Below are 25285 nucleotides of genomic sequence, written 5' to 3' on the forward strand. Positions count from 1 at the left end.
GGAGGAATGGAATAAGTTTTCAGAATATTCCGGCGGTACAATGGTTGAAAAATGCTGTCATTATTTTGACCTGTTTAATCTGATGGCAGAATCTGAACCGGTCAAAGTTTATGCATCGGGGGCGCAGGATGTAAACACCGGCTTTGAATACGAAGGACGAAAATCCGATATCATCGATAATGCGTTTGCAATTATTGACTATGCAAACGGAATCCGGGCCTGCCTGAATCTCTGCATGTTTATGTTCTGCGGCGGAGCGAAAGAAGAGGTCATTGTAAACGGAGACAAAGCCAGCCTGTATGCAGCCGATCATCCGGAAAATAAACTCCAAATCAAAGCGACGGGCCGCTCGCCGGCACGTTATATAAGCGTTGAAGCTCCGGATGTGATCACGACAACCGGTGCACATAGCGGGTCAACATATTACGAGCACGTTGAGTTTTACAAAGCGGTTCGCTCTAATATTCAACCGCCGGTAACGGCGTATGATGGATTTCTTGCCGTTGCGGTTGGCGCGGCAGCCGAAGAATCTGTCCGTACCGGGATGCCGGTATACATGAAAGACATCCTCGCCCGGGCGAAACAATAAAAATTTCCCGGCGGTGGATTTTTTCATAAAAAAGCCGGAAACCACCGGAAAATTTATGCTGTGCCGCCTGAAAAATGGCCGGGCGTGCAGTCCCTTGCGCGCCGGAAAATTAGAAATATTTCATATTAACGGCCGGCGGAGGATCGCCGTCCCTACCCATAAAAAAAGAGCAGGCGTTTTGCCTGCTCTTTTTTAGCGGATTAAGGAATCCGGTTTACCGCGTACGGTGCCGGCGATAGATCATCAGTGTCATCCCTGAGATCAGGAATATTGAAATCGTTCCCGGTTCAGGAATGAGCAACAGCGTTTTTCCGTCGATCACCTGGAAATGATCATCAAAAGCGCCATTATTTTCACCGTCAACCCTGATTTTACCTGAACTCCACAGATCTTCAAAGTCTGCGCCGCCGGTTATTGTAAGGCTGCCATCGGAGTGGTTGACAAAATCAATGTAACCAACATGAGTAATATTCAGGGAGTCTGCCGTAAGCGATCCGTCGCCGAGATCAAAACGCAGACTTGCCGCATTTGCTGTCGAATTTGTTAAGCGCAGTTCACCGTTAACTGTCCAGTTCCCGCCGGCAAATGTGACCAGCGCGCCGGCTCCATAAATATTAAAGCCAAGAGCCCCGTCCTGAGTATTAAGTTGAGCCGTTCCGTTTGAAACTGTTATCGTACCTCCAGCATAAACGTATGCATGCTCCACAAACGTTAAATTTCCGCCATTTTGTACAAAGGTTCCTCCGTCGTATACTTGAAGTGATCTACCACCATACAGTGCTCCGTCGTACATATATAACTCAGACCCGGCGTCTCTGACGTTGATATGATTAGCTGCACTATTCAGCATGCCGCCATACATCGTCCATTTGACGCCTCCTTTTAGTTGTAAAGGATTTGAAGAGATCGTGACTGTTCCATTGGATTGAATAACGGTCCACCCCGTCGTGTCGGTGCCGGAACCAGCCATGGCATCGCTGTTAATGATGCCTGTTTTTCCGCTGGCCGGAAACCCGTTAGACCACCGATTTTCGCTATGCAGTGTGTGGCTCGGACTGCCGATCCAGGTTGTTGTTTCTGCAAACACTCCGGCGGCGAGCAATGCTCCCGCGATGAATGCTGTGATAATTTTCCTCATCCTTGTACTCCTTTCTATTTGTACTCTCTCTTTTTTCCGGCGCCCCACCGGAAATACTTAACATTGCCGATTTCAGCTTTCAGATTGCTGGTTTTTATTTTCCGGCAATCCTGTTTTCCAATCTGCACTTATCAATCTGAAATCATCAATATCCGTTATCCTGTCAAAAAACTCTCCCTGTATTTTTCAATCTGCAATCTAAAATCATTCATTACTCTGCCGGCCACTGCACGGCACTGCAGCAAAGCAGCAGATAAAACACGCTTTTTTTATCCATCCTTATACGCATCGTCTGGACTTCTCCATCCGTTATCAGACAGGCAGTCTGTCTGTAATGGTGATATAATTATGGACACTGGCAAATAAGAGCCAATGAGAAAAACTAGTCATAAATGCTACACTTTTTTAGACATATAATTCTTTAAACTGCGCGGGAACGGCAGCAGTTCGGCCGCGGATGTAAACAGATGGGCAGATTTTTAACCGCCGGAAGAGAGGCAGAGTCGCAAGCCTGAAGGTCTGAAGGTCGAAACGTCGCCGGCTAGGAAATGAGAATGGTAGAACGGTAGGGCGCGCAGTCCCTTGCGCGCCGCAACGATTGTTGCAGACAACGGCGGGGGCGCCGGGGAAGAGACAGAGTCGCAAGCCTGAAAGTCTGAAGGTCGAAACGTCGCCGGTTGGGGAAATGAGAACGGCAGAACGGTAGGGCGCGCAGTCCCTTGCGCGCCGCAACGATTGTTGTAGACAACGGCGGAGCGCCGGGGGAGAGACAGAGTCACAAGTCTGAAAGTCTGAAGGTCGAAACGGCGCCGGTTGGGGAAATGAGAACGGCAGCACAATTTACGGGTTCCACTTCCGGCATTTTAATTTACAGTCTACCAAAATTCTAATTCATCAACAAAGTCGCTTGACCGGCGCAAACAGATCGGTATTATCCGTCACTCATTTTGAATTTTGTAAGAGAGAAAAGATTATGAATCCTGCAGTGGTAAAAATCAGCAAGGAACAGTGCACACAAGAGATCCCGGATTTCGCAATCGGTGATACAGTGAATGTGCATGTGAAAATTAAAGAAGGCGCGAAAGAGCGCATTCAGCAGTACAGCGGCGTTATCATCGCCCGCAACGGCTCCGGCGCAGCTGAATCCATTACCGTCCGCCGGGTGGCGTTTGGCGAAGGTATCGAGCGTGTATTTCCGCTGCAGAGTCCGAGCGTGGCTCAGATTGATGTTATCCGCCGTGGAAAAGTCCGCCGCGCAAAACTTTATTACCTGCGCAATCTTGCCGGTAAAAAAGCCCGGATTAAAGAACGCCGCGTTTAACCTGTCATGGATATGCTCCATTACGAAAAAGAGGCCTGGAAGTCCGGCCTCTTTTTTGTTGCCGGAATTGACGAAGCGGGACGCGGTCCCCTCGCCGGTCCGGTGGTCGCCGCCGCTGTCGCGTTCGACCGCGAACCGCTGGAATCCGGCGGTGCAGAACAGTTTGCCGGATTAACCGACTCCAAAACGCTGACTGAGAAACGCCGCAATGTTTTTTTTGAGAAGTTACAGATCTGTTCTTTTGCGCACATCGGCTGCGCCATCATCAGCGCAGAAATCATCGACGACATGAACATTCTGCAAGCCACCTGGCGCGGCATGGCCGCAGCCGTGGCAAAAATCATTCCGGCGCCGCAATTGGCATTGGTCGACGGAAATCCGGTGCGCGGGCTGCCGTGCAAATCCAAGAGTATTGTCAAAGGCGACGCCCAAAGCCTTTCCATCTCCGCTGCCAGTATCATCGCCAAAGTCACACGCGACCGCATCATGCTCGAACTCGATGCACAATTCCCGGAATATGGTTTTGCCAGACATAAAGGCTACGGCACCGCCGACCATCTCGCCGCTCTTTACAAATACGGCCCGGCCCCCTGCCACCGCAAAACTTTTCGTCCGGTTGCTGATTTAAATCAGCAGGACTTCGGGTTCTGATTTTGACCCTGACAGGGATAACATGTTTCTGCCTGACTGTCAGATCTTATCGTGACTAATACAAATCAGTCAAACAGATCGGGGCGGCGGGCGGCGGTGCGTTCGGCGGATTTTTTCCGGCGCCATTCGGCGATGAGCGCGTGATTGCCGGAAAGCAGTTCGTCCGGCACAGCCATGCCGCGAAATTCGGCCGGGCGCGTGTATTGCGGATATTCGAGCAGCAGTCCGGTGAATGATTCGGATTCAGCGGCGCCGTCACCGCCGAGTACACCGGGGATGAGCCGGACGACGGCGTCGATGACAACCGCCGCCGGCAGCACGCCGTTGGTCAGAACGTAGTCGCCGATTGAAATCTCTTCGTCGACCAATGCTTCGCGGACGCGTTCGTCGACGCCTTCATAATGTCCGCAAATAAAAATCAGATGCTCCGCGCCGGAAAGTTCCTGCGCGCGTTTTTGCTTAAACGGTGCGCCTTGAGGACACATGAGAATGACGCGCGAGGCTTCAGTTTTTACAGATTCGACGGCGCGGAACAACGGCTCGGGTTTTAGCACCATGCCGGGGCCGCCGCCGAACGGCGGTTCGTCGGTGGTGCGGTGTTTATCGCCGGCAAAATCGCGCAGGTTAATGCAGTTAAATGCAACATGCCCGTGCTGTGCGGCGCGTTTCATCATGCTCTGTCCAAGGAATCCGGCGAGCATTTCCGGAAATAAGGTTATCACATCAATGGTCACACAACGAGCTTAAGCCCGGCGCTTTCGATTTGTCCAGTTCTGAACCGCAGCGTAACAAGAATAAGTTTGTTTTGTATGCGGTGAAAAACCTTGTCCGGCAGCAGTGCTTTGGTCTAGCCTTTAGGAGATAAAACAGGAGGTTGTGATGCGTTACATGCTGGTTTTTTTAATGGCGCTTGCCGCCGCCGGAATTTTTGCCGATGAAGTGGTTGCGGGCCGCGAACTGTCACATGCGGAAGGTTTGGTGCAGGATATGTCGAGCAAGCTGAATCGCGGTATCGTGAATATTTTAACCGGCTGGTGTGAAATTCCGCGTCAGATGATGATTACCGGCAAAGAAAAAAGCGGCTGGCTGGTGATTCCGGTGGGAATTCCGGCCGGCGCAATTATGACGGTGGTGCGCACCGCGACCGGCGTGTTTGAAACCGGACTTTTCTTTGTGCCGATCGATGACAGCTACGGTCCGATCCTTGATCCCGGATATGTCTGGCAAAAAAGCAAAGAACAAAAACGCCGGGCGGAAAAGCAGTGAGAATTCTTCTTTGTAATGACGATGGAATTTTTGCACCGGGAATTGCCACATTACACGAGGCAGTTAAGGGTTTTGGTGAGGTGTATGTGGTTGCGCCGGATGTAGAACGCAGTGCCGCCGGCCATGCGATTACGATTGCCGATCCGATTAAGTGTGCGCCGGTGGAGCGGCATGGGGAATTTTTCGGTTACGGAATCGGCGGAACGCCGGCGGATTGCATTAAACTGGCGGTGCGTGCGATTCTGCGCGATACGCCGCCGGACATTGTGCTGAGCGGTGTAAATCTAGGATCAAATACCGGCATCAGCGTGATTTATTCAGGAACGGTTTCGGCGGCGACGGAGAGTGTAATTCTGGGAATTCCGGCAGTGGCGTTTTCGCTGTGCAATTATATGAATCCGAACTGGGAAACCGGCCGGCGCGTGGCCGGTGAAATTACAAAAAAGATGCTGGAAAATCCGCTGCCGCCGGGCGTGCTGCTGAATGTGAATATTCCGAGCATTCCGTATGAAGAGCTGCGCGGAATAAAAATTACGCGCATGGGACGGTCGCGCTTTATTGAGAAGTTTCATGAGCGGCTCGATCCGCGCGGCAGAATTTATTACTGGCTCGACGGTGAACTGGAAGTGCAGGACGCCGGCGACGATGTGGATATTCATGCCGTGAGTGACGGCTTTGTTTCGATTACGCCGATTCAGCTGGATATGACGGCGTATGCCGATTTCGGTGCAGTGAGAAAAATCTTTTCACAATAAAAGGACGGTTCAGCCGTTGATAAATGATGTTCCGGCGGCGCAAAAAACTGACAGCGGTAAAAGGAGTTACGTCTGCGGTAATGGTCAGTATTCTGATTCATGCCGCAATCCTGTTGCTGGCCGGTATGTTTGTGGCGGTGACGGCGATCCGGTACGAGCAGCCGAAGTTTGAGGGCAGGGAATATGTCCGCCCGAAAACAAAATTGAAGCGGCTGCAGCTGCCGGTAAACATTGAACAAAAGGCGACGCCGCGGTCGCCGGATTTTGCACGCCGGATTACAGCGCCGCCGGTTTATACGCATCAAGCTGAGTTTGAACTGCCGGCGTTTTCCGGTACCGGCGGCATGGATTTTAGTTTATCAGACCGCCGGATTTCCGCCGGCGATCTGAGTTTTGCAGTCGCGCAGTTTAATCTGTTCGGCGTGCGCAGCCGCGGTGAAAAAGTCCTGTTCATTCTGGATACAAGCCGGAATATGATGATTGATGAAATCGGCGGGATTCCGGCCTATCAGCTGATCAAAGACGAGTTGACCGGGCTGCTCCGGCGTATTCCGCCGACCACGCTGTTTAATGTGATTGTATTTGAGGCGAACGGCCGCGTTGAAGCATTTACGCCGGAACTGAACACCGCGAACGAAAAAAATATTGAAAAGCTGAAGCGGTGGATTGATCCGCTGAACAGCTATGCAGATAAATATGGGATGTCAACGCTCGGTTATCGCGGCACACCGGTGGAGTTTGAGCCGCTGGCGCCGGTGTATAACACGCAGCGCGGCTGGATGGCGGCGGTTTCTTACGGCATTCAGCGCGGTGTCGATAGCATTTACTGGCTGGGAACGAACGACGGCGTTGCGTGGATTGATAAAGATATTCTGGCCGATTGCAAAAAAGGGAAACCGCTGCAAATCCTGTCCGGACAACCGCCGCGCTCGCTGGAAGTCAATTATGATCCGTACGGCGGAAAAGAACGGTGGGAAAGACTTGTGGCGGAGGCGCGCAAAAAATATGACGCAGAAAATAAAGCGCGGCTGGCGCGCGGCCGGCCGATTCGCGTGCTGCCGGACGGCGGGCCTGGCAACACGTCGCTGGTCCAAACATATTTCCCCGGAGTTTCCCCTCCGGGGTACAGGCATCACCGGCAGCAGTATTCATACACTGCGCGCGACATCACGGAATATGTCCGCGCAATGCGGGAAAAATATGATCTCGTCCATCGCAATCCCGGATTTATTAAATTAAAGCGCCGGACATTTAGCCTGCATGTCATTCATTTTGTCGGCAGTTCATCCACCGGCCGGCAGTTTGAACTTTCCCGGTTAAAAGATGTTTCAACGCAGCTGAACAGCGATTATGCGCGGCTGCCGGGACTTGACGCCATCCGGGCTGTGTCAACATCATCCCGCTACCGGCGCTGATTTTAACGGTGAAAAGAAAATTGATTTATTTTCACCGGCTCGTACAATGCCCGTCTTTAAAATAAGGATTTACAAACTGTGCTTAAACAGAAAAAGCAAACTGCTGTAAGGGGGCGCTCATCAGGATTGATGGTGAGCATTATTATTCACGCCGTATTACTTTTAGTTGCCGCAACCTTCGTGGCTGTAACTGTGGTCATTCGTGATGAAGCCAAATTTGAGGGCAAACAGCTTGTCCGGCCGAAAATGAAACTGAAAAAGCTGCAGGTGCCGGTAAAGATTGAAAAAAAAGCGACGCCGAAAGTGCCCAATATCAGTCAGCGGATTACAGCAAATGCACAAACCAAATCAGTTGATTTTAAAATGCCTGAACTGGCCGGATTCGGCGGAACAAGTGTCGATCTTTCCGGCGCCGGACTCGGCGCCGGCGGTTTAAATTTCGCAATGGCGCAGTTTAATGTATTCGGTGTCCGCAGCCGCGGAGAAAAAGCCCTTTTTGTGCTGGATACAAACCGTGCCATGCTGCTGGACGAGGTTGGCGGGATTCCGGCGTATAAAATTATTAAAGATGAACTCGGAAGCCTGCTGGACCGCATTCCGCCAACTACACTCTTTAATGTGATCGTTTTTGAAAGTTCCTCTTCACAGGCCTTTTCTCCCGACATGAGCGCGGCCAGCGATGAAAACATAAAAAAATTGAAAGAATGGCTCGCGCCGTTAAACAGTCACCAGAACCGCTACGGGATTTCAACGCTGGCCTGGCGCGGAACGGCGGTGCAGTTTGAATGCCATGCGCCGATATACAACACACAGTCCGGCTGGATTGCCGCATTGTCTTACGGATTGCAAAAAGGCGTTGACAGCATTTATGTGCTGGGGACAACGGATTCAGTTTCCGGGATTGATCAGTTACTGTTGGATGAGTGCAAAAAAGGAAAGCCGTTGCAATATCTGTCCGGACGGGCACCCGGAAATTACAGTACATACGATTATGATTCACCGGCCTGGAAAAAGTGGAATGAAACCGTTTCCGCTGCGTATAAAAAACTGAATGAAGAAAATGCTGCGCGCATGGCCAGAGGACAGCCCGTTCGCGTACTCGATGGAAACGAGGATGCCGTTGTTAAAGCGTATTTCCCTGGCGCAACTAAACCGCCGGCGGTACAAAAACAGACCACGTCACGTTATACATATACGATCAACGATATTCTGGCTTACAGCAGCGCCATGCAAATCAAATATGGCGAAACTGACCGGCGGGCGGCATCCTTTGGATTGAAGAAAAAATCCATCACGGTCAATGTGGTTCATTTTGTGCCGACATCCGGCGAAGCGAAAGAACTGCCTTATTTGAGAAATCTGGCCGCACGTACCCGGGGCGGATATGTGAAAATTTCCGGACTCGAGGCCATCCGTTCTTCGGCCGCCGCCGGCGCACTATGAGCGGATGTTTTCGAATTCTTAAAAGCGGGGTTGACTCTCATTGGAATCCCGCTATTCTCCCACACTTTCTCCGGGCAGTTAGCTCAGCTGGTTAGAGCATCTCGTTTACACCGAGAGGGTCGGGGGTTCGAATCCCTCACTGCCCACCAAAATTATCCGGCCGTTTGTTGAAAATCCCCTGTAAATATTGAGTTTATTCAATGTTTGCAGGGGTTTCTATTTGGGGTTATTTTTTAGTTAATCCGTCTTGATAGGGAGTTGATCGGGCGTAATATGGTCTTGATAGTGCAACCAAAGTGCAACCAGAAAGGCCGGGTTATGGGGATTAAAAAATACGATCGGAAAGACAGGTCGACGAAGCGTTTCGGAGTCCGGTGGATTGAGAACGGGAAACGGAGTTTTAAATTTTTTGATTCCAGAAAAAAGCGGGATTCGTTTGTCGCGGAGTTTGAGAAAAAGGTTCAGGCGGAGGGGACGCCGATTTTGAATCTTTCGACGGCGGACGCAGCGGTGATGGCGGAGTGCATTAAAAAGGCCGGATCGGCGGCTGCGGTGCTGAGAATTGTTGAGGAGTATTCTGCGCGGCAGGTGAACCGGATCGAGCTGAAAGAGGCGATTCAGGCGTTTGTGGATGAAAAATATAATACGTCGGCGACGGATGAATATCCGAAACATATTGAACGGACGATGAAGCTGTTTGAGTTTGACCGCTCGGCGCCGGCGCACAGCATTACGCCGGAGGATGCCCGGAAGTGGTTTGCGAATTTAAAGGGCAGTCCGGTGACGGTGCGCAATCATGTGATCCGGATGAAGGTGTTCGGGAAGTGGCTGGCGGCGCACGGATATACGAACGGGAATGTTTTTGAAAATCTGCCGGTGCCGAAGGCGCCGGAGAGTGAGCCGGGTTTTCTGCCGGTTGATGAGATGAGGCTGCTGATGAATACGGCGGTGAAGTTCTGGCCGGACGCGGTGGTGAATTTTGCGCTGGGGGCGTTTGCGGGGCTTCGGTCGAGTGTTATTGTACGGCTGGAAGCGGAAAAGCATATCCGGTGGGATCAGCGGGGTTTGCTGATTACGGGGAATATTGCGAAGAATAAGCGCCGGCAGTTTGTGGACGGGCATGAGGATAATTTATGGCTGTGGCTGGAATGGTGCCGGCAGCATGCGCCGGAGGGTTTTGAGCTGAGTAAGCGGATGTGGGAACGCCGGCGCGAGCAGGTGGCAAAGAAGGCGGGGGTGGTGATGCCGCACAACGCGCTGCGGCACTCGTTCTGCACCTATCACGTCGCACTGCACGGCGATGCGGGGAAAACGGCGACGCTGCTGACGCACAGGGGCAATGTGGCGATTTTGTACCAGCACTATAAAGGCAATGCGGGGAAACCGGACGCTGAAAAATATTTCAGCATTTGTCCGGCAGCACAAAGGCGGTAAGCATTGCCGATTTCAGATTGATGATTTCAGATTTTGAACCATAGGTGTGTTGTTTATTCTTTATTTTCGCCACGAAAAGCGTGAATATTTCTTTATTCATCGGTCAAAACAATCTGCTCTCCTGAATCAAAGTGCATTTTTATGATTCTGCGGCAGTAGTCGACCGTTGAAAGTCGCATGGACTTTGCCCGGCGCTCCAGCTCGGCAGCCATTTCGACCGGCATATTGACGCCGACAAGTTTGTTGTTTAAGGGCGGGCGGGACATGGGTGTTTGGTTTATTCTTTATTTTCGCCACGAAAAGCGCGAAACGACTTTGGCAAGTTTGACATTTCGGAGTGGAGTGTTTATTGATTGGAAAGCGGTTTCATTAGTTCGTACATTTCATTACATTTTTTAATATCCTTTGCTGTGATTGTTTTTGACAGTGTAATTCCTTCTGAACGCGGACACCGGCTGAGAGCGACATAAACTTGTCCATGTGAAAACGCCCCTTTACCCAGATCAATATGAATGTTTTGGATGGTCTGCCCTTGTGATTTATGAATGGTTATGGCCCATCCCAGCCGGACAGGGAATTGCTTAAATGTTCCCAATAAAATTTCTTCTATTTCATCGGTTTTTTCGTTGTATGTGAACCCGTTGCGTTCCCATGTATGCCGCTCTATTTTTACAATATCGTCTTTTTTATCCATCCGAACATAGATTTCATCAGATTCAAGTTTTGTGACAGTTCCCATGCTGCCATTTTGATAAATATCTCCATTATTTATTAATATCATTACGCGGGCATCAGTTTTTAAAGTAAGAATTTGGTCAGTTGGAAATTCTTCTTCTGGATATTCCCCTGTTATATCTGCTTTATATGATTTATTTGGTGCAGAAAGCTGGCTTAGGCGATCATCATTTATTTTATCCGCATCATTGTTATATGCGGTCAAACTGATACTTTCTGGAGGCGGTGTTTGTGTTACGCGGCATCGAGCATGGAGACTGTCTAGTGCTTGTTTTATATTATGTTCTATCCTGATCTGATTCAGAAGCATAATAAAAGATGGATCATCCTGTCGGAAAACATGATTTAAAGTAATATGCGTGAAATTCACGGTCTCAAGAGATGGTGCCCCGATAAATTGCATTCTGTTCGGATAAATAGTTTGCATGATGTCATATTCAGACTGCGTTTCTCCGTGTTTTTTTGATTTTCTTGCAAATGCTGGCAGCTGGAAAAGGTCGCCGAGCATTACGATCTGAACGCCGCCAAACGGAAGGTGGGATTTGCCATGTCTGTTTTTTTGTAGAAACAAATTTATAGCGTTCATGATGTCGACGCGAACCATTGAGATTTCATCAATAATAAGAAGTTCTAATTTTTCATAGATCTGTCGGTCTTTTTCTTCAGCCAGCTTTTTTATGTTTCCGGAAGATAACGGGCGCCCGGGGAAATGAAAAAATGAATGAATTGTTTGCCCATTAATATTTCTAGCCGCCACGCCTGTTGGGGCAAGTGTTGCGTATCGGCGCGTTGTTGTTGAGAGGATATGCTGAATAAGAGTTGATTTTCCGGTTCCAGCACGGCCGGTAATTAAAATAATTGGAACGCCGGCGTTAATCTGATTTATGCAAGTTTGCTGCTCGGCCGTGAGCTTTGTAAACGCAACATTTGCGGTTTTAAGTTTTTTTTCATGTTTTGATTTTGAGCGAAGATATGCTTCGCCAAAAGTTTCTGTATATTGTTTAGGCGGAATCAGGTATTGGCACTTTTCTTCAATGTCATCGAGTTTTTTTATAAAATTCTGTAAATCAGTTTTTGTTGTTAGTTCGAGCTTTGTGAAAGATTCTGATTGATCAGAAATTAATTTATTTGCCGAAGCCTGAGCCGTGTTTAAATCCGTATTAATTTGATCCGTGAATTGTTGAATTTTTATATTGGCGTTGGTTTCGACCGTGCGGATATTTTTTTCAACCGATGCTAATTTCTTTTTCAACCGAGCAGTTTTTACCGTCTGAGCAATCAGCCAAAAAAAAATAATTAGAAAAAGAATGGAGCCTCCTGTGGCATAAAGAACCCATGCGGGAATGGTGAATGTAATTGCTTCCATTTCTTTAAAATAACAAGGCATAAAAAAAAGTAAAATTATCTGTTGACAAAAAATCCGGTGTGGGACACCATGCCCATATGCCAAATAAAAGAGCAGATAATAAAGACTACTTGTCAGCGTGGATTGATGCTGATTTGAAGACCGCTTTAAGAAAGCTGGCGAAAGAGCGCGGCACGAGTATGAGTGACATTATTAATGATGTCCTGTGTGAAGAAGTCGAAAAGTATGAAGCGATGGAGGATAAAGATGGCTCAAAATAAAAAAGAGTATCTTGGGTGCACAATCGACGCTGATATTATGAAAAAGCTCAAACACATTGCGAAAAAAGAACACCGTTCTGTTTCGAATATGGTTGAGCTTTTTCTTATGCGGGGTGTGGGACACCGCAGCGAGCAAGCTCCGACTATGTAATTTTTTTTAATTATATGGGGTGTGTGACACCCTAAACGCCAGCACAACCACAGGAAAGGACGGAGAGATGAGGAAGATGCGCGGGTTCCGGGAAAAGACGCATTTAAACGTTGAAAATCCGAAAACCGGAATGTGCAGGATTTGCGGCAGTACCGGACTGATCGAAAAGCACCATGTGCATCCGCGGCTTATTGGATCGAAACAAAAAAGACCCAGAGGCCGGAAAATTTCTGTGTGTCCGGGATGTCATTTTAAAATTCACGATAATTTTTCAAACACAGAATTGCGGGAGATGAGTTTGGAGCGGCTGGTAATGAGTGTTGCCGATTTTAAAGAAGGGACAAAGGCACAGAGGCAGCAGGCGTTAAGTGGGACACCTTAAACGCCAGCACAACTACAGGAAAGGACGAAAATATGAGCAGTGAGCGTGTGATGATATGTGATGTATGCGGACAGAGATATGTCTATGGCGCGACGCCGGCGCTACAGGTGATTGTTGATTGCGCTGCCGTTGAGTGTGATACGGCAAAAGATATTTGTTCCGCGTCCTGTTTACTCAGGGCGGTTCCTAATCTTTGCAGGGCGCTGGGCGGGGAAGACGAAGCGGAAATTTAATCAGTTGAGGCGTCGTTGAATATTTTCAAGACAATTTGCCATTGCAAGAGCATCGCGAAGAGCCGGAGCAACGGCTTTGAGTGTCTTCGTGAGTTCTTCGATGGTTGGATTTTCCGGCATTGTTTCAATTGCGGCGGCGGCGTTGCCAAGCTGTGCGCCGAAGATGCGTATTTCTTTATTCATTTTTCTCCTCCTCCTGTCTGTTGGGGTTGTGGTTGTTGCGAATCCGATTCTAGCAGGCGGGAGCGGGGAGGCTCAATTCTCAATGTTCAATAGTCAATTTTCAATAGGCGGGTGCGAATGCGAATTATGAAACAGACGGGACAACGGAAGATGAAGCTGGTTGAGGTGGTGTGGGTGGATTCGTTCGGAGTGCGGTCGGTCTGGGAGGATCGGGCTGAGCTTGAGCCGATTGCGCCGGTTGAGGTGGTGTCGGTGGGGTTTGTGGTGGAAGAGACGGCCTCCCATATAACGCTGACGCAGTCAGTTTCCGGGGGACAGATTATGAGTCGTCTTTGTATTCCGAAAGGGTGTGTTACCGGGAGGCGCGTGTTGTGACTATTTTTTCTTTTTATCGCGAGCCTGTGTCAGTGCTGAGCCGGAAATGCTCTTCATTGTTTTTGTTGATGATTTGCTGCTCAGAACTTTCGCCGCCTTACTCGCGACTTTTTTCGAGGTGTATTCGTGCTTTGCCATGTGTGTCCACCTCCTTTCTGTTGACGGGATACGGGTTATTAATTTTTCGGTCAAGTTTTTAAAGACGAGGAAATGAAATGAGCACTAAAAAAACAGCAACGTTCCCGCGCATTATGCCGACGGATGTGGCGGCGGTGTATTTGGGGATCAGTGAAGATTCGCTCCGCCGGCTTTTGAGCCGGGGGCTGATTCGCCGGCAGCAGGGATTTAAGCATCCGTTCCGTTTTTCGAAAATTGAGCTGGACCGGTATCTGGAGAAGGGGCAGGTGGCGTGATGAAGAAAGGCACAGAGGCACAGAGGCACAGAGGCAGCAGGCACCGGGGAATAGTTTTCAACCACGAATTAACACGAATAACAGGAAAATGAAGAAAGAAATATTTATCCGAAAACGTGTGACGACGCTGGATTTGAGGACGGCGATTTTGAATCCGCGCGCCGGTGAGATTGTGCGGGCGCGTGAGGCGCGTGAGGCGCGGCGGAAAAGATTGATTGCTCTGATGACCGGGAAGCCGGCGCGGGAGTTTTTGCAGTGCCTGATTTTCGGGCTGGCTTTCTGGGGGGCGATTTTAGCGGCGGCGGAATTTGGAATGAAAGGCACAGAGGGACTGGGAGAAGGCACAAAGGCACAAAGGCAGAAGGCACTGGGGCATGATTTTCACGCTCCTGCGAAATTACCACACCAACGCGCCAGCACTCTTCGGAGTGTTTTCCACACGGTTCCCGCGCCGTGGCGCGAAAATGCGGGACTTTTTTTACGTTCCTCATCGGACAGTAGGGCATCGGGAAACAGCGCGGAACGCGAAGGCGTTACCGTTACACGGCGCTGGAGCCGTGGCGCGCAAATCCAGCAAAACAGCGCAGACATTCTCCAGAATGTACCTGAGAACGGTTCCGGCACCGTGGCGCAAGAACGCCGGACTATTTCCCCGCGGGAAGAACAAACAAACAAAAACGAATCTACTGGTTCTTTTTATTTAATTATCGGTTCTGCGCGAGGTGCGCGGAATCTTCCCGTCGGGGGCTTTTAAATCATGAAGGGTGATATTCTTTATGAGCTGGCACTATTTGCAGGAGGGGGCGGAGGAATCCTTGCGGGAATGCTTCTCGGTCGTACTTGCATCGGAGCTTGTGAAATCGAGGAATATCAGCGGCGAGTTCTTCTGGCTCGGCAAAAAGACGGACTCCTGCCGGAGTTTCCAATCTGGGACGACATCAGGACATTCCGCAGCGACAACGCCGAGTGTGCAGAGTTTTTCGACTACCTGCGAACAATCAGAAACGGGCTTTCAATTACGGCGGGATTCCCGTGTCAGGACATTTCGGCAGCGGGTAAAGGCGCTGGCATTTCTGGCGAAAGAAGCGGGCTGTGGGGTGAAGCACGGCGAATCATTGATGAGGTACGACCGGCGTATGCGGAGCTGGAAAACTCACCGATGCTTGTTTCCAGAGGTCTTGCCGTTGTCATCAGTGACCTTTGCAAAATGGGGTATGACTGTCGATGGGGAGTATTGGGAGCTGACGACTTTGGAGCGCCCCATCGTAGAAAAAGAATATGGATCAGCGCAGCGCTGGGTGACGCCGAACGCAAGAGACTGGAAAGACACACCCGGAATGAAACGCGTTCGCAAAGACGGTCGTTCAAAAGTAGACCAGCTTCCGCGTCAAGTTTATGCGCGGACGTGGCCGACACCGCGAACCAAAGGAATGTGCGGCGGCACCGGAAACTTTCAGCAGATGCAGCGGCTGGTTGCGTCGGGCGTTCTGACGGAACGCGAGAAGAAATCTATGACGGCTGGGAATGGTGGAACGCTGAACCCGACTTTCCCAGAGTGGCTAATGATGTGGCCTATCGGGTGGACAGAATTGAAACCATTGGAAATGGACAAGTTCCAATCGTGGCCGCAACAGCATGGGAGTTATTAAAATGAGCAAGTGCGGAGCATACCCTGCCGGAGTTTCCGGCTACGAGCGGGAGATCATCGGACACACTAGAACGCTGGACGACGTGGCGTGCCGGGCATGCGGCGAAAGCGACCACTTCGAAGATAAAGATAAGAACGATAATCAGATTGAAATTATGACGATGCTGGAAACGACCCAGCGCGCAGGAACTCAGGATTTAATTGATTGGCTGTGCGGTACGGGATTTTTTACGGCGCCGGCTTCGTCGAAGTTTCATGGAGCGGTTGAGGGCGGGCTGGCGCAGCATAGTTTAAATGTTTTCGATTTGCTGGCGAAATTTATTTTTGATTTTAAAATCGATGTTCCGCGTGAATCGGTAGTGATCGCCGCATTGTTGCACGATGTTTGCAAGGTCGGGTTTTATCTTCCGGCGGATGCCGGTTCTGATGCTCCTTATAAATGTAATAAGAATCATCCAAAGGGGCATGCGCGGTTATCGATCGAGCGCGTTAAAAGGTTCATCGAACTAACTGATCTCGAAGAGAAGATGATTCTCTATCACATGGGCGTTTACGGCCTGAATGAATTTGATGAGCGTCGCGGGGAATATTCATTACGCGACGGCGGTATGGCAAATGCGTGGTTCCACCATCCAGCGGTTAAGCTGATGTATTTCGCCGATGAGTTGGCGGCATTTCAAGAAATGGTTCCTGAGAAAAATTAACCACGAATAACAGGAAAGGACAGAGTTATGTGCAAGCTGATGATTAAGAGGGTGGAGAAAAAACACGAACCGAAATCCGGTGAAAAGAACGGGAAGAGGTGGGAGCTGTGGATTTTTGATTGCGTGGTGGATGTGGACAGTACCGGTAAAGAGGCAGTGCGGACTGTAAAAACGTTTGACCGCAAGACGGCGGAGCTGATTGGAAAAACGAAGCCTGAAAAGCCGGTTTTGCTGGATGCAAAAAAACAGGGTGAAACGGCTCCGTTTGAGTATCTGGTTGAGGGGGAGAGGCGGGGAGGAACAAAGGCGCAGGGATACAGAGGCACGGGGGAGACGAACCGGCAGCGGGCATTGAATCTGGCGGTGGAGCTGGCGCGCGGGCGCGCAGCGATGTGCGGGGGAGAGGTTCCGGCGGACGGAGAGATTCTGAAAAGCGCGAACGTATTTTTTGAGTGGCTGGAGAACGGAAGGGGCGCGGCCGGCTGATGAAGGGGGGACAGTACAGAATGGCGACGAAGACGGGCCGGGCAAGTGTCTGGGACGGCGAGCAGCGCGTGGAGGTTTCTGTGCCGCAACGCCGGCAGTGGAGTGAGCCGGATTTTAGTGATGTGGTGCGTCCGTGTGATTTTGATTTCTGGTTTTGGGAGAAGTACGGGTATTGGCCGCGCGGGATGCCGGAAGAGGATCAACGGCGGGGGAATGAGATCATGGCGGGCCGGGCGGTGAAATGAAGAGGGTTTTTAAAATGGTGGATTTGTTTGCCGGCGCCGGCGGAATGCAAAAAAAAGCGCGATGAATTTTTAACCACGAAAAACACAAAACACACGAAAAGATGAATATGAACAAAGGTTTTGAAAATGATGCACCGCAGATTGACGTAGATGTTTTTAAAGGCAGGAATACATATGAAAATCAGAATCATTAAACGCATCAGCGCACCGCCGGACAAGGAGTTTCCGCTCCGGCGAGACAACAAATATAAACAGTATCGGGAGAAAATCCTCACGGCATTGGGTTCGCTGAATAAAGGACAGCACATTGAGATAGACGAAGAGCACATTACAAGAGACCGGCTTCATTCGGTTGCGAGATCGGTAAAAGACAAACGCTTTTTGGTGGTGAGACTGGCACAGAAAAAGTGCTGGGGAGTCTGGAGGGTATCATGAACAGAAAAATAAAATTCAGAGGGAAACGAGTAGATAACGGCGAGTGGGTTTTTGGCGATCTGTGGCAGGTCGGTGAAAACGATTTTTGTATTTTAGTAGAAAACAATGCAAAAAAGTACGCAGAAAAACTTCATGCCGCTGTTAAGGGATGCAAAGACAAGCTGTTTATTGATCGTAACGATATACTGAAAGCTGCCGAAGAAATTGCAAAAATTGATGCAGCTCCCGTTGAGGTCATTCCTGAAACCGTAGGGCAGTTTACTGGACTGAAGGACAAAGACGGCGTTGAGATTTACGAGAACGATTACATTTCAATTCATACAGATCGAAAATATGGCGGAGTTATTCGGTGGGATGGCGAGTATTCCGCTTTTCTAATCAAGATAGGGCTTAATGAATCTCGGTCAGCTTTTTTGACCGAAGGTGACTGGAAAATAACCGGTAACACTCACGACGGCGTCAATCTTTTGGAGGAAAAGGAATGAAAGAGTTAACCATAGAGTGGCTTGAAAGCAATGCCGCTTGCGACTCAGGGAAACAGTGGTTTTTGAGTCAGATGGGTGTTTGTGATCAGCTTTAAAAAGATTTAACCGCAAAGAACGCAAGGAGCGCGAAGATGAAACACAAAATTGACTGGTTGAACGTGCCCGGCTATGTGCCTCAAACATGGAACCCGATAATCGGGTGCAGTAAGATTTCAGCAGGATGCCAAAACTGCTACGCCGAAAAGATGGCGTTCCGGCTCGCGATGATGTTTAACGGAAATTACGAGCAGGTTGTCGATCCGCTTACTGATAAATGGAACGGTAAAACAAGGCTGGTTGAATCCACGCTTAAAAAGCCGCTTTCAATGAAGAAGCCGCGTGCGTTTTTCATGAGCATGACCGACCCGTTTCATGAGCGAATATTGATTCATTGGATAGACATGGTTTTCGCAGTAGCGGCGCTATGTCCGCAACATCTGTTTATTCTGCTGACAAAAAGGGCAGAGAAAATGCAGGCATATTTCAACCATATTGATAAGGCGATCAGCCTAGGAGTCGGATTCCGTATGGATCGTTTGACAGGCAATGGTGAAATTTCATCCCCTCGGCGTCGCCCAGAAATCCCGCTCAAAAACGTCTGGCTTGGAGTAACGGCGGAGAATCAAGAAATGGCAGACGCTCGAATTCCTCTTCTAATGGAGACACCGGCGGCGCGGCGATTTGTTAGCTGTGAGCCGATGCTGGGGGAAATTAATTTAAATCGAGTTGCTTTATTTCAGGATGGAAGCGGCGTCGACTGGGTAATATGCGGTGGCGAATCAGGTTCCGGAGCGCGCCCAATGAATCCGGACTGGGCGCGCAGTTTAAGAGACCAGTGCAAAGCGGCGAATGTTCCGTTCTTCATGAAACAGATGAGCGGGGTAAACAAAGCCGACCGCGAAGCTATCCCCGATGATCTTTTAATCAAGGAGTGGCCGGAGGTTATTGCAGATTTTAGGAAACACGGACAGGCATGAAGATGGATTTCTCTTTCCTTATATATAAGGGGGCGATGTGAGCAAGGGACGGTTTCGCGGGCATTACTACAGTCAGTTTAATCATCAGCGGTTGATGCCGCTGATTGCCGGCTTACCGTCGGAGGAGTCGGCGGCGGTTTTAAAGTTGCATGTGCTGGCTGGATCCAGCCGGCAGCAGTTTGATTTGTGTGATGGCCGGCTGTCGGTGATGGGCAAGCCGATGAAGCAATCGGAGGTTGAGGCGTGGCTGGTGCAGCAAACGCCGGGTTTGAAAGCGCCGCGTGCGAAAACTGTTTTTGATTCGTTGATTAAGTTGAAGCTGGTTTTTGTTTCAAAGGCCGGTGTGGTGAAATTAGCGGGCTGGGGTGAGGAACAGACAAAGAGTCCTACGTCCGGCGCAGCCCGGCAGCAGGTGAGCCGATTGAACCGGTGGACGAATGCTGCCCGCCTTTCCTTATATAAAGAGAACGGCAAAGTGCTGGAAGTTGATGATTTGCTTTATCGCGTCAAAGGTGCGGCGAAAGTCGGCGAAAAGTCGGCGGAGGGTATTTTAAAGGAGCTGTCCGGCACGGGGGAAATCAAGCCGAAGGATGGCGGCTTGCTGGTATCCATTATTCTCACGGAAGCCAATGTTTGCGCGCCTGCGGCGCGCTCCGCCCCCTGTGATTGTGATGGCGCTTACGCGCGTGAAGGTGAGGGTGACATATCACACTCTGCGAGTGTGACATGTCACAATCATAAGAATTATAATCATAAAAGAGATGCTTACGCATCTCATGATCATGAACGCGCGCAAGCGCGCGTCTGTGAATATGACGAATCCCCTGGCGGACAGCTTCGCCGTCCGTCAGGTTCCGATTCGGTGAGGAGGGGGGCGGAGCGCGCCGCAGGCGGAGCTGATCGGGACTGCCGGTATGTTCCTTCAGGATCCGAGGTTGAGCGCTTTCGGGCAGATATTTTTTCAGCTCCTGCAACGGCGCCGGATTTGGTGTCGATGGCGTGCCACGTTCTGAATCCACCGAACCGCAAAAAGACGGCGGGCATTTTTGGAAAGCGGATTAGATTGCTGAGCGAGTATCTCGGCGATGCAGATCTGGCGCTGGTTCAGTTCCGGCGGATTGTGGAGGAAGTGTTTGGGGATTGGGTTTCGAACGACCGTGTGCGCAAGCCTGAGATGATTGTGACAGCGAAGATGAATGAGGCTATGGGTTGTCCAGCGCGGCAGGCGGCGCCGTATTGAGGAGGTTTTACTGATGGCGGTGTGCAAAAAAGAATTAAGGCGGGAGCTTGAGGCGAGTCTGGCGGAGGGCGCGATGACGGAACGGTTTGCTGTTCTGGCCGAAGAGGTGGCGCGGTTGTGGTATTCGCAGCGCTCAACGGCCGGATGGCAGTATGCGGTGGATGATGTGATCGGGCAGTTCCACGTGAAACTGTCGCGCAACTGGCAGCGGATGAAGCCCGGAAAGAATCCGTTTGCGTTTCTGCAGCTGATGGTGCGGCGCTGCGGAATGGACTGGCAGCGCAAAGAGGATGCGCGGCGGCGGCGCGAAGCCGGCGCTGGACTGAGTTCGGAGTTCAGTGTTTCCGCCGGTGCTGGAAGCTATGGCGGACAGGCAGAGTTCGGGGAGTGACGATTTTTAACCACGAAACACACGAATGACACGAAACAGAACAGCGGAAAAAATAGAGCGTCCGGTACTGCGTTATTTCGGGGGGAAGTGGCGGATTGCTTCGTGGATAATTTCTTATTTTCCGGAACACCGGCGTTATGTGGAGCCGTTCGGAGGTGCGGCGTCGGTACTGTTGCAGAAGGCGCCGGCGTACAATGAGATTTACAACGATATTGATTCGAGTGTGGTTAATTTTTTCAGGGTGGTGCGTTCGCCGGTGCTGGCAGCGGAGCTGATGCGGGTGCTGCGGTTGACGCCGTACAGCCGGGAGGAGTTTGTTGAAGCGCGGCAGATGTCATGTGATCCGGTGGAAGCGGCGCGCAGGCTGTGTGTGCGTTCGTTTATGGGTCATTCATCTTCCGGTGTTTCGCATCGTGGTACCGGTTTCCGGAATGAGGCGAATGACATAGTGAAGAGTTCGAGTCAGGCGTCCGGGTTCAAAGATGTTGCGGATCTGATTCCAGCGGTTACGGAGCGATTGCGTGATGCGGTGATTGAGCAGATGGATGCGGTGGATTTGATTCGGAAGTTTGATTCTGAGGACACGCTGATTTATTGCGATCCGCCGTATCCGTTTTCAACGCGTTCGCAAAAAGGATTACAGCAATATTCTCATGAGATGAGTGATGAGGAGCATGCGGTATTGATGGAATGTCTGGAGCGGTCGGGTTCGATGGTTGTTTTGAGCGGATACGCGGATTGCATTTATGACGGACTCGGCTGGGAGAGTGTTGATCGTTTGGCATGGACGGTTGGCGGTGAGCGGACGGAACGGCTTTGGATTAATCCGGCGGCGATGTCGAGGCTGAGTATTTCTCAGATTAAACAGATGGAATTTAACTGGAGGAGCTATGAGCAAGAACAACGGGAAGCGGAAGGCATGGAGAGAAGGTCAGCGGCGGGTGGCGGCAAGGGGTGTGCTGCTGGCGATGCAGTCGCAGCGGTTCGGGATCCGGTGGCGTTTGGCGATGAAGATTCTGTTTCGTTCTGATCTGCGGAAGTTGCGCCGGCGCGGTGCGTATATGGGGTGAATTATTTAACCGGTACGCGCGGGCGTGTGTGAGTTCGCGCGCGCGGCAATATAACGCGGAGTGAATTTGTAACCGCGAAAGAGCGCAAAAAACGCAAAACATGGCGAAGAAAAAGGCAGTTAAGAAAGGCACGGAGGCAGCAGGCACAAAGGCACAACGTGCCGTGAAAAAAACTGTGCGCCGGCGTGTGTCTGTACCGGCGCGGCGCGGGCGGCCGACGAAGTTTACGAAGGAAGCGGGCGTGAAGATTCTGGCGGGGTTGGCAGCGGGCGGCACGCTGACGGGCGTGTGTGCAGATCGGTCGTTTCCGTGCCGGCAAACCGTGGCGAAGTGGATTCTGGAGGGGATTACAGAGGGTTCCGGGGAAAAGATGGATTTTGCGGTGCATTTTAAACTCGCGTGTGATTTGCGCGCAGCGCTGCAGGAGGATGAGTTTTTGCAGATTATTAAAACCGTGCAGGAGATGCCGCTGGAGCAGTTGACCGCAGGTGAGCTGGAGCGCTTTGAGTTTGTGGTGTCAAATATCAAATGGCACATGATCAAGTTTCGCAACCGTCCGCTGCCGGATAATGACGGTCTGGACACGGCGATTAAACGGATTGCGCAGGCGGCGGGTGTGAATTCTCTGGATGATGATGACGAAGAGGATGAAGCCTACGGCGGCCGGATTCGTCTGCTGAAAGCAAAACTGGCGGAGGCAGCAGATGAATAATCTGACAGCAGATATGAACCGTACGGAGTGCAACCGGCTGTATGCGGATCTGCTGCGTCTGCGTGAAAACAGGATGATGGCTGAGCTTGGGAAGCAGGATTTATTTTTCATGCTGACGGTTATCTGCAACCGGCAGGATGCAAATCGCGAATGGATTTTCGACCGGTGCCGGGAAGTGGAGCAGAGACCGGATTTTAATTTAGACCTTTGGGCACGAGAACATTACAAGAGCACGATTATTACGTTTGCAAAGTCGATTCAGGATATTGTGGAAGATTCTGATGTGACGATCGGGTTATTTTCGCACACGCGGCCGATTGCAAAAGCGTTTCTCCGGCAGATCATGGCGGAGTTTGAAACCAACGAGTTCATGAAGGATTTGTACCCGGATGTTCTTTTTCGTGAGCCGCGCCGCGAGGCACGCAAATGGAGCGAGGACGGCGGGATTGTGGTGAAGCGCCGAGCGAATCCGAAAGAGGCGACGATTGAAGCGTGGGGACTGGTGGACGGTCAGCCGACGTCAAAGCATTTTGATATTCTGCTGTATGACGACATTGTGACGCTGGAGAGCGTGACCACGCCGGAGCAGATGAAAAAAACCACTACGGCGTGGGAGATTTCTCTGAATCTCGGGCGCGACGGAGGAAAGATCCGCTATGCCGGAACGCGCTACCATTTCAACGATACGTACAGCGTGATGCTGAAACGCGGCTCGGCAACTCCGCGCATTTATCCGGCGACAGATGACGGCACGATGGGCGGCAGGCCGGTGCTGATTTCGCAGGAATCGCTGGGGCAGAAGCGGCGCGATATGGGGAGTTATACCTTTTCATGTCAGATGCTTTTAAATCCGGTGGAGGATTCGGCGATGGGTTTCAAACGCGCATGGATTATGCGTTATATGACGATGCCCGATCCGCGCACATTGAATATTTATCTGCTGGTTGATCCGGCCGGCGAGAAGAAAAAAAACAGCGATTACACAGTGATGTCGGCGGTCGGGCTGGGAGCGGACCATAATTATTACCTGCTGGACGGAGTGCGTGCTCGGATGAATTTGACTGAGAGAACCAGCCGGTTGTTTCAATTGCATCGCAAATGGAAACCGAAGGCGGTTGGCTATGAAAAGTACGGTATGCAGGCCGACATTCAGCACATTGAAGAGGTGCAGGAGCAGATAAACTACCGGTTTAAAATTATCCCGCTGGGCGGTCAGATGCCGAAGAATGACCGTATCCGCAAGCTGGTTCCGGTTCATGAAACCGGGCGGTTCCGCTATCCGCCGAAACTGCCGTTTATGGACGAAGACGGAGTGATGCAGGATTTTGTGCAGCAGTATCTGGATGATGAGTATGACGCGTTTCCCGTGGCGGTGCATGACGACATGCTGGACTGTATCGCGCGGATTCTGGATGAAGAGCTGCGGGCGGATTTCCCGGCAGAGAAGCTGGCCCGGAAGATGTACGGCGCCGGTCTCCGGCGCAGGAAAACAGGGCTGCCGAATTTTTGAAGAAGGCGCAAAGGCACAGAGGAAGAAAGGCACTAAGGCACAAAGGCACAGAGGCACAAAGGAGCAGAGGCACAAAGGAGCAGAGGGACAGAGGGAGAAAGGCACAGAGGGAGAGAGGGAGAGAGGGACATGGGCACGGAGGAATTATGAAATCGGAGATCGACAATCGGAAATTGGAAATGCCCCGGCGCTGGCGCGGTCCGCGAGTGGATGAAGAGACGGGCAGGCTGGCTGAAATTGATTTCGGCAGCGGCGCGCAGATTGGTGTGCTTGATGAGAGCGGCCAGCCGGTGATGATTCCGCTGGGGGATTATCTGGATGAAAAAAAGATTCTGGATGAACAGAAGAGAAACCGGCAGCGGTTGAAGGGACTGCCGAATTTTTAGAGAAGGAAGAAAGGCACAGAGGGAGAGAGGGACAAAGGCACAGAGGGAGAGAGGGAGAGAGGGAGAGAGGGACATGGGCACGGAGGAATTATGAAATCTGAAATCGACAATCGGAAATTGGAAATGCTGGTTCACACAGAGCCGACGGAAGAGGAGCTGCGGGGGCTGTTCAGGTTTTTGGCGGCGGAACACGGATTTGGATTTGTCGATGAAACACTGCGTGATGAAGAGTCTTTTGTGGATGCGTTTTTAAACGGCGAGTGTTCGCCGATGGTGTTTGAGTGGGAAGGGCAGTGCATTGGAATACTCTGGCTGACGGATTACTGTTATTTCCCGAAAAGCGCCTTTATTCATTATGCGGTTTCCTCGCGGCACGGGCGGCCCATGATGCGGGCGGCACGGGCGTTTATTGATGCTGTGCTGGACGGCGATGACTACCGTGTTCTTTTTGCCGTGTTTAATGAACACGACTGTGCCAGCCGGCGGCTTTCAGCCATTTTCGGTTTTACTGTTTTTGGTGAAAAAGACGGCAAAGTGTATGCGGTGCGTATATAGGGCAATAGAGATTGTTGCTGGACGATTGCCGATTGCAGATTGATGGAGTCAGGAGAAGAGTTGCCGGTCAATGATTTTTGTAACCCTGGAAAATGGATTGAGATATGGGAAGTAAACCGAAAACACCAAAAGTGCCGGAAGCAGCTCCGGTTGCAGCGCCGGTTACGGCCGAAGATGAAAGCGTGCGAAACGCAGCGGAAGAGACCCGCCGGCGTATCCTTCAGCAGCAGGGGCGTACCGGAACGTTTCTGGTTCCGGCCGGGTTAAGAAAAACGCTGGTCGGAGATTAAGC

At 50.8% G+C, this 25285-nt stretch carries 35 protein-coding genes and 1 tRNA gene; 30 read left to right on the forward strand and 6 right to left on the reverse strand.

Annotated elements, in window-relative coordinates; all coding sequences use genetic code 11:
- On the forward strand, positions 1–589 hold a 589-nt coding region (locus WC959_10560; protein MFA5689570.1), incomplete at its 5' end, for a Gfo/Idh/MocA family oxidoreductase.
- A gap of 214 nt (positions 590–803) precedes the next feature.
- On the opposite strand, the gene WC959_10565 is transcribed toward WC959_10560, so the two are convergent.
- On the reverse strand, positions 804–1727 hold the full coding sequence (locus tag WC959_10565) for a PEP-CTERM sorting domain-containing protein (GenBank protein ID MFA5689571.1): 924 nt from the start codon (positions 1725–1727) through the stop codon (positions 804–806).
- Between the two features lie 973 nt (positions 1728–2700).
- On the opposite strand from WC959_10565, the gene rplS reads away from it, so the two are divergent.
- Both rplS and WC959_10575 read left to right on the forward strand, forming a co-directional pair.
- A complete protein-coding gene (gene rplS / locus WC959_10570) occupies positions 2701–3048 on the forward strand; it encodes a 50S ribosomal protein L19 (protein MFA5689572.1) in 348 nt (115 codons plus the stop codon).
- 6 nt (positions 3049–3054) lie between these two features.
- Entirely contained in the window at positions 3055–3699 is a 645-nt protein-coding gene (locus tag WC959_10575; protein ID MFA5689573.1) for a ribonuclease HII, read from the forward strand.
- 65 nt (positions 3700–3764) lie between these two features.
- On the opposite strand, the gene trmD is transcribed toward WC959_10575, so the two are convergent.
- A complete protein-coding gene (gene trmD / locus WC959_10580; GenBank protein ID MFA5689574.1) occupies positions 3765–4421 on the reverse strand; it encodes a tRNA (guanosine(37)-N1)-methyltransferase TrmD in 657 nt (218 codons plus the stop codon).
- Between the two features lie 157 nt (positions 4422–4578).
- Between trmD and WC959_10585 the strand changes: the two genes are divergently transcribed.
- The 6 genes from WC959_10585 to WC959_10610 all read left to right on the forward strand — a co-directional run bounded on the left by WC959_10585 (position 4579) and on the right by WC959_10610 (position 10012).
- A complete protein-coding gene (locus WC959_10585) occupies positions 4579–4965 on the forward strand; it encodes an exosortase system-associated protein, TIGR04073 family (GenBank protein MFA5689575.1) in 387 nt (128 codons plus the stop codon).
- The gene (surE, locus tag WC959_10590) at positions 4962–5720 is read left to right on the forward strand and encodes a 5'/3'-nucleotidase SurE (GenBank protein ID MFA5689576.1); all 759 of its coding nucleotides are present in this window, start codon (positions 4962–4964) and stop codon (positions 5718–5720) included. The genes WC959_10585 and surE overlap by 4 nt, the downstream gene beginning before the upstream one ends.
- Positions 5721–5743: 23 nt before the next feature.
- Positions 5744–7135, forward strand: coding sequence for a hypothetical protein (locus WC959_10595; GenBank protein MFA5689577.1), 1392 nt, complete (start codon positions 5744–5746; stop codon positions 7133–7135).
- 78 nt (positions 7136–7213) lie between these two features.
- On the forward strand, positions 7214–8578 hold the full coding sequence (locus WC959_10600) for a hypothetical protein (GenBank protein ID MFA5689578.1): 1365 nt from the start codon (positions 7214–7216) through the stop codon (positions 8576–8578).
- 72 nt (positions 8579–8650) lie between these two features.
- Positions 8651–8727 (forward strand) — tRNA-Val (locus WC959_10605).
- Positions 8728–8896: 169 nt separating this feature from the next.
- Positions 8897–10012, forward strand: a complete 1116-nt coding sequence (locus tag WC959_10610; protein ID MFA5689579.1) for a hypothetical protein — start codon at positions 8897–8899, stop codon at positions 10010–10012.
- A gap of 92 nt (positions 10013–10104) precedes the next feature.
- On the opposite strand, the gene WC959_10615 is transcribed toward WC959_10610, so the two are convergent.
- Positions 10105–10278: a hypothetical protein gene (locus WC959_10615; GenBank protein MFA5689580.1), complete on the reverse strand. Its 174-nt coding sequence runs from the start codon at positions 10276–10278 to the stop codon at positions 10105–10107.
- A gap of 80 nt (positions 10279–10358) precedes the next feature.
- Positions 10359–12113 carry an AAA family ATPase gene (locus tag WC959_10620; protein ID MFA5689581.1) on the reverse strand — a complete coding sequence of 585 codons (1755 nt, stop codon included), beginning with the start codon at positions 12111–12113 and terminating at the stop codon, positions 10359–10361.
- A 77-nt stretch (positions 12114–12190) separates the two neighbouring features.
- Here WC959_10620 and WC959_10625 point away from each other — a divergent pair, with 77 nt between their 5' ends.
- From WC959_10625 to WC959_10635, 3 genes are all read left to right on the forward strand, one after another.
- Complete coding sequence (locus tag WC959_10625) at positions 12191–12373, forward strand: ribbon-helix-helix protein, CopG family (GenBank protein MFA5689582.1); 183 nt, start codon at positions 12191–12193, stop codon at positions 12371–12373.
- On the forward strand, positions 12360–12524 hold the full coding sequence (locus tag WC959_10630) for a DUF6364 family protein (protein MFA5689583.1): 165 nt from the start codon (positions 12360–12362) through the stop codon (positions 12522–12524). The genes WC959_10625 and WC959_10630 overlap by 14 nt, the downstream gene beginning before the upstream one ends.
- 414 nt (positions 12525–12938) lie before the next feature.
- A complete protein-coding gene (locus WC959_10635; GenBank protein MFA5689584.1) occupies positions 12939–13139 on the forward strand; it encodes a hypothetical protein in 201 nt (66 codons plus the stop codon).
- Here the strand turns inward: WC959_10635 and WC959_10640 are convergent, their stop codons facing one another.
- Entirely contained in the window at positions 13140–13322 is a 183-nt protein-coding gene (locus WC959_10640) for a hypothetical protein (protein MFA5689585.1), read from the reverse strand.
- A 126-nt stretch (positions 13323–13448) separates the two neighbouring features.
- Between WC959_10640 and WC959_10645 the strand changes: the two genes are divergently transcribed.
- Positions 13449–13697 (forward strand): hypothetical protein, encoded by a 249-nt coding sequence (locus tag WC959_10645; GenBank protein MFA5689586.1) that lies wholly within the window; start codon positions 13449–13451, stop codon positions 13695–13697.
- Here WC959_10645 and WC959_10650 read toward each other — a convergent pair whose 3' ends face one another.
- A complete protein-coding gene (locus WC959_10650) occupies positions 13698–13835 on the reverse strand; it encodes a hypothetical protein (GenBank protein MFA5689587.1) in 138 nt (45 codons plus the stop codon). It lies immediately after the preceding gene.
- Positions 13836–13912: 77 nt separating this feature from the next.
- Here WC959_10650 and WC959_10655 point away from each other — a divergent pair, with 77 nt between their 5' ends.
- From WC959_10655 to WC959_10735, 17 genes are all read left to right on the forward strand, one after another.
- Positions 13913–14110 carry a helix-turn-helix domain-containing protein gene (locus tag WC959_10655; protein ID MFA5689588.1) on the forward strand — a complete coding sequence of 66 codons (198 nt, stop codon included), beginning with the start codon at positions 13913–13915 and terminating at the stop codon, positions 14108–14110.
- Positions 14111–14198: 88 nt separating this feature from the next.
- The gene (locus tag WC959_10660) at positions 14199–14864 is read left to right on the forward strand and encodes a hypothetical protein (protein ID MFA5689589.1); all 666 of its coding nucleotides are present in this window, start codon (positions 14199–14201) and stop codon (positions 14862–14864) included.
- Positions 14865–14867: 3 nt separating this feature from the next.
- Positions 14868–15764 carry a DNA cytosine methyltransferase gene (locus WC959_10665; GenBank protein MFA5689590.1) on the forward strand — a complete coding sequence of 299 codons (897 nt, stop codon included), beginning with the start codon at positions 14868–14870 and terminating at the stop codon, positions 15762–15764.
- Positions 15761–16462 (forward strand): HD domain-containing protein, encoded by a 702-nt coding sequence (locus tag WC959_10670; GenBank protein ID MFA5689591.1) that lies wholly within the window; start codon positions 15761–15763, stop codon positions 16460–16462. The genes WC959_10665 and WC959_10670 overlap by 4 nt, the downstream gene beginning before the upstream one ends.
- Positions 16463–16489: 27 nt before the next feature.
- On the forward strand, positions 16490–16948 hold the full coding sequence (locus WC959_10675) for a hypothetical protein (protein MFA5689592.1): 459 nt from the start codon (positions 16490–16492) through the stop codon (positions 16946–16948).
- A gap of 20 nt (positions 16949–16968) precedes the next feature.
- Positions 16969–17193, forward strand: a complete 225-nt coding sequence (locus tag WC959_10680; protein ID MFA5689593.1) for a hypothetical protein — start codon at positions 16969–16971, stop codon at positions 17191–17193.
- A 174-nt stretch (positions 17194–17367) separates the two neighbouring features.
- Positions 17368–17628 (forward strand): hypothetical protein, encoded by a 261-nt coding sequence (locus WC959_10685; protein ID MFA5689594.1) that lies wholly within the window; start codon positions 17368–17370, stop codon positions 17626–17628.
- Positions 17625–18113: a YopX family protein gene (locus WC959_10690; protein MFA5689595.1), complete on the forward strand. Its 489-nt coding sequence runs from the start codon at positions 17625–17627 to the stop codon at positions 18111–18113. Before WC959_10685 ends, WC959_10690 begins: the two co-directional genes overlap by 4 nt.
- A 131-nt stretch (positions 18114–18244) precedes the next feature.
- Positions 18245–19129, forward strand: coding sequence for a phage Gp37/Gp68 family protein (locus WC959_10695; GenBank protein ID MFA5689596.1), 885 nt, complete (start codon positions 18245–18247; stop codon positions 19127–19129).
- A 37-nt stretch (positions 19130–19166) separates the two neighbouring features.
- The gene (locus WC959_10700) at positions 19167–20369 is read left to right on the forward strand and encodes a hypothetical protein (protein MFA5689597.1); all 1203 of its coding nucleotides are present in this window, start codon (positions 19167–19169) and stop codon (positions 20367–20369) included.
- 13 nt (positions 20370–20382) lie between these two features.
- Positions 20383–20760, forward strand: coding sequence for a hypothetical protein (locus WC959_10705; GenBank protein ID MFA5689598.1), 378 nt, complete (start codon positions 20383–20385; stop codon positions 20758–20760).
- Positions 20761–20785: 25 nt separating this feature from the next.
- A complete protein-coding gene (locus WC959_10710) occupies positions 20786–21790 on the forward strand; it encodes a DNA adenine methylase (GenBank protein MFA5689599.1) in 1005 nt (334 codons plus the stop codon).
- A 140-nt stretch (positions 21791–21930) separates the two neighbouring features.
- Positions 21931–22542, forward strand: coding sequence for a hypothetical protein (locus tag WC959_10715; GenBank protein ID MFA5689600.1), 612 nt, complete (start codon positions 21931–21933; stop codon positions 22540–22542).
- Positions 22535–24052, forward strand: coding sequence for a hypothetical protein (locus WC959_10720; GenBank protein MFA5689601.1), 1518 nt, complete (start codon positions 22535–22537; stop codon positions 24050–24052). Before WC959_10715 ends, WC959_10720 begins: the two co-directional genes overlap by 8 nt.
- Positions 24053–24198: 146 nt before the next feature.
- Positions 24199–24438: a hypothetical protein gene (locus tag WC959_10725; GenBank protein MFA5689602.1), complete on the forward strand. Its 240-nt coding sequence runs from the start codon at positions 24199–24201 to the stop codon at positions 24436–24438.
- Positions 24439–24528: 90 nt separating this feature from the next.
- Positions 24529–24993: a hypothetical protein gene (locus WC959_10730; GenBank protein ID MFA5689603.1), complete on the forward strand. Its 465-nt coding sequence runs from the start codon at positions 24529–24531 to the stop codon at positions 24991–24993.
- 104 nt (positions 24994–25097) lie between these two features.
- Positions 25098–25283: a hypothetical protein gene (locus tag WC959_10735; GenBank protein MFA5689604.1), complete on the forward strand. Its 186-nt coding sequence runs from the start codon at positions 25098–25100 to the stop codon at positions 25281–25283.
- Positions 25284–25285 lie beyond the last annotated feature (2 nt).

The sequence above is a fragment of the Kiritimatiellales bacterium genome, assembly GCA_041656295.1.
GTDB lineage: Bacteria > Verrucomicrobiota > Kiritimatiellia > Kiritimatiellales > Tichowtungiaceae > Tichowtungia.